This is a genomic window from Olsenella uli, from assembly GCF_901212655.1.
GTDB lineage: Bacteria > Actinomycetota > Coriobacteriia > Coriobacteriales > Atopobiaceae > Parolsenella > Parolsenella uli_A.
Genome location: NZ_CAAKON010000003.1, coordinates 1 through 1,601, shown reverse-complemented (window position 1 = coordinate 1,601; position 1,601 = coordinate 1). Strand labels below are relative to the sequence as shown.

Annotated in this window: 1 protein-coding gene; it reads right to left on the bottom strand. The window is 72.5% G+C overall.

Translation table 11 applies throughout. The features are described from left to right. Window positions 1–226: 226 nt before the first annotated feature. Window positions 227–1,519 carry an IS30 family transposase gene (locus EFAMC2_RS00600; RefSeq protein ID WP_154025975.1) on the bottom strand — a complete coding sequence of 431 codons (1,293 nt, stop codon included), beginning with the start codon at window positions 1,517–1,519 and terminating at the stop codon, window positions 227–229. Between the last annotated feature and the right edge of the window lie 82 nt (window positions 1,520–1,601).

Genomic DNA, 1,601 nt, shown 5'->3' with positions numbered 1-1,601 from the left:
GGTTGATTTCCGATCCCAACCGAACACATTGAGCTGACGGCACGCTCCCGCAGTTAACCGAACGCCCCCGAGGTCCTATCCGGGCCCCGGGGGCGGCATTTTCCCAGTTGAAGGAATGGTGGAGATGTGTTTCGATGGGTCCGGTGGCCATGCTCCGCCCGCCGCCCGGCACCTCTTCCCAGACTCAGCCGGACGGTCGGTCCGTCTATTCCGTTTTTCTCCTAGGCTAGGCCAGCGGGGCATCGCCCCTCTCTGCGCGCGCCCTCTCGATGAGCCCCGGCGTCAGGTCGAGATCGCCGAGCGGCACGTCCTCCACGCCGTAGGCGTCCAGCAGCGCCGCCGCGTCCTCCCCGAGCATCGCCCTGAAGGCGCGCGCGGGCGTCGCGAAGCCGAGCGCGCCGCGGGGCTCGGAGTTCACGTGCGACATGGCCAGCGCCAGGTCGGCCGGGGCGAGCCGGTCGAACCTGATTCCGGCGCCCTTGGGCAGCAGCTTCCTGATCTCGACGTGGTTGCGCTCGCAGGCGCCCTTCTGGTCGCTGCGCCTGGGGTCGCAGTAGAACAGCCTCGTCTCGCCCGGCCCCTCGCCGAGCAGCGCCGCGATCGCCGCCTCGTCGGAGAACTCGGCGCCGTTGTCGGTGAGGACGGCGCGGAACACGCGGCGCGTCCCGTCGGCGCCGAGGATGGCCCGGACGCCCTCCAGGGCGTCCGCGACGCACCCGGCGGTCTTCTCCTCCAGCGGCAGCGCGAGCTGGAGCCTGCTGGGGCGGTGCAGCAGCGTGAGCAGGCGGGCGGAGTCCTCCCGGGCCCCCTCGACGGTGTCCATCTCCCAGGCCGCGGCGCACGCGTCCTCCCCGAGGGCGAGGAACGCGGCATGCGACCTGCGGGCGGAGTGGCGGGTCGCCGCCCGGCCCGCGGCGCGCTTCCTCGGCCTGTAGCCGACCTTGCGCCTGAGCTCCATGTTGGTCATGCCGTCGTAGCCCGCCGAGACCCAGCGGTAGATGGTCGACGGCGACAGGTCCACCGGGCCGCCGTTGCGCGCCGCCATCTGCTCGGGCGACAGCCCCCGGCGCAGGCAGTCCCTTATCGCCTCCAGCCTGGCCGCCGCGGCGGGCTCGTCGGCGTCTATCCCGCGCCTGGACGAGACGAGGACCGAGTCGGCGCACAGCTGCGCGGCCCGGGCCTCGTAGAAGACGTGGGGGCGGCGCTTGCAGCCGATCGCGCGGTACCGGCCGCACCCGTTGCAGCAGCGCGGCCACGCCGCCAGGCGCGGGCAGGCCGCCGACAGGTCGGCGGAGGCGTCCACGCGCTCGCCGCGCCTGGCCTTCGGCGCCGTCACGAACCTGTGCGACGCCACCTCGGCGCTCACCGTCGAGGGCGACCTGCCCAGCTCCCTCGCGATCTCCCTGCACGACGCCCTGCGCTCCAGCATCCTCTGGACCGTGTCCCGCTCGTGCCTCGTGAGCCTTCCGTAGGCCCTCGGGACCGCCCTTGCGGAGCCGCTCTTCTTCTTTCCGGACATGCCGTCCTCCGATCTCCCGGGGCCGGCCGATCCGGCCCTCAGGGTATCGGGTTCCCACATTCATCCGCACATGTGCGGATGA

Coding starts and splice junctions, on each gene's coding strand:
- EFAMC2_RS00600 (WP_154025975.1), bottom strand. CDS start 1,519: ATGTCCGGAAAGAAGAAGAGCGGCTCCGCAAGGGCGGTCCCGAGGGCC.